The sequence below is a fragment of the Kitasatospora sp. NPDC057198 genome (assembly GCF_042670125.1).
Taxonomy (GTDB): Bacteria; Actinomycetota; Actinomycetes; order Streptomycetales; family Streptomycetaceae; genus Kitasatospora.
In genome coordinates this window covers 1-2,133 of the sequence record NZ_JBHUWH010000774.1, presented here as the reverse complement: position 1 = coordinate 2,133, position 2,133 = coordinate 1, and the positions used below count along the sequence as shown (strand labels likewise).

2 protein-coding genes are annotated in these 2,133 nt (G+C 72.1%); both read right to left on the bottom strand.

The window, feature by feature from the left end:
• Positions 1-570, bottom strand: a 570-nt coding sequence (locus tag ACFUEL_RS38890) for a hypothetical protein (protein ID WP_380242810.1), incomplete at its 3' end; no start/stop codon positions are given.
• 101 nt (positions 571-671) lie between these two features.
• On the bottom strand, positions 672-2,063 hold the full coding sequence (locus ACFUEL_RS38885; protein WP_380242812.1) for a DUF1996 domain-containing protein: 1,392 nt from the start codon (positions 2,061-2,063) through the stop codon (positions 672-674).
• Positions 2,064-2,133: the final 70 nt, after the last annotated feature.

Sequence of the window (2,133 nt, the reverse complement as noted above, 5' to 3'; positions counted from 1 at the left end):
GTGCTCCTGCCAGCAGATCATGACGGTGGTGGCGGTCATCACGGCGACGTCGGCGCGGCTGCGCGGCGGGGTGCCGAAGGTCTCGGGCAGCTCGGCGACGTCGACGGTGAGCACGAAGCTGTCCTTGCGGACCACGGTGGTGCCGTCGGCGCGCTTGTAGGCGGCCTCGCCGAGGCCGTTCAGGTCGGTGACGGCTCCGGCGCTGCCGCGCAGGCCGTCGTACTGGGCGAGGGCGGTGGCGGCGTCGGGCAGCTCCTTGACGGAGAGCGTCATGCTGCCGTCCGGGTAGTGGTACTCGCAGCTGTAAACGCGCTGGGCCCAGGTGGGGGCGAGGGGCTGGGTGATGTCGGTGCCGAGGGCGCCGGCGAGTTCCTGCCGGAAGTACGGGTTGCAGATCATCGAGGTGGCGTCGGAGGGCCGGTCGGGCGCGCTGGAGGCGGGCGCCGCGGCGGACGGGCTCGCGGGCCCGCTCGCGGGCGGGGGCGCGGCGGCGGGGGTCGTGCCGGACGCGCATCCGGCGGCGGCGAGCAGCGGGAGCAGGAGCAGCGCGGCGGTGCGGCGAAGCCTCATCGGTGGTCCTCCGTGGGGTGGGGCGCGGGCCGGCCCCGCCGCCGGATGTGGGGTCCGTGGCGGCGGGGCCGGTGTTCCGCGGTGTGGCTACGGCTCAGGGCTTACGGCAGAAGGTACTGCTCGTTGAGCGCCGCGCCCTTGCCGGGCTGGTTCTGGTCGTAGCCGCGGGGGTCGCACTGCAGGCCACCGACGATGCAGTGGTTGACCATCGCGGCCAGGGTCGGAGCGTCCCAGGCGTTGAAGAAGTCGTAGTGGAAGGAGAAGCCCCGTCCGCTGGAGAGGTGGAGCTGGGCGAGGTGGTCCAGGTTGGCCGGGAAGGCCACCTTGAACTCGATCATCGGCAGCGCGACCGGGTGGTCGGCGGGGCAGACCCCGTCGATCGGGTAGGCCATGTGGCTCTTGTGGTCGGGGGTGTCCAGGTACAGGCCGTTCCAGCAGCTGGGGGCCTGGAAGCGGACGCCGATCTGGCCGCCGCCGGGGCAGCTGGTGGGCAGGTCGGAGGTGCGGTAGCTGGTGCCGCACTCCCAGCCGGCCACGTACCCGGGGTGGGTGGCGAAGTCGGTGGCGCTGTCGGTGGGGCTGGCGACGACGAACCGCAGGCCGGCCGGGAACGGGCGGACGGCGGTGTAGTCGTTGATGCCGCTCTTGTAGTAGATGGTCTGGAGGCCGACCGGGTCGACGGGGGTGTTGCCGTCGTACATGGTGGGCATCCAGTAGCCGGACTTGTCGCCGGGGGCGAGGCAGCTGGTGTCGCTGGCCTGCAACGACTCCAGCGTGGAGTTGGCGTTGGTGTTGAGGGCGCCCATGAAGGTGTGCATGTGGGAGGCGCCGGGCTGGCCCGGGAAGACGATCGGGTCGTCGGGCAGGTCGTGGGTGGCCGTGCAGTTGGCCTGGAACTCGTGGAAGTAGGCGTGCGGCGGGTTGCCGGTGGCCGGGGTGGCACCGGTGACCTGGGGGTTGGCCAGGATGTAGCCGGAGCCGCCGCCGGACGTGGAGACCTGCCCGTAGACCTTGAACTCCTCCAGCGAGAACCCGTACTGGGTGCCGCGCTTGGTGAGGTTCAGCCGGATGTACCGTCCGCTGCCGTTGACGTCGAGCTGCTGGGTGCCGCCGGTGGCGTTGGTGGTGGTGTAGAGGGTGTTCCAGTTGGTGGCGTCGTTGCTGGTCTGCACCTGGTAGCCGCTGGCGTACGCGGCCTCCCAGTCCAGCTCGACGTGGCTGATGCTCGCCGTGCCGCCCAGGTCGATCTGGATCCACTGGGTGTCGGTCCAGGCGCTGGCCCAGCGGGTGGTGAGGTTGTTGTCGGCGACGGCCGCGGCGGGGAAGTTGGCGCTCTCCACGGACGAGGCGGTGACCGGCTTGGACTGGCTGATCAGCGGGTCGGACGCGGCGACCGCCTGCTGGGTGAGGACGCCGCCGGTGAGGGCGCCGGCCGCGAGCAGGGCGGCGACGGTGCCGGCGAGCGCGGTGCGGTGGGGCGCGCCGCGCGACATGCGGTGTTTCATCGGACCTCCGGAAGAGGAAGGGTGGGTGGGGGGCCCGGTGCCGCGCGGCGCTCCCAGC

Bases quoted from the DNA above. Each gene is read 5' to 3' on its own strand.
- ACFUEL_RS38885 (WP_380242812.1), bottom strand. From the start codon at position 2,063: ATGTCGCGCGGCGCGCCCCACCGCACCGCGCTCGCCGGCACCGTCGCC.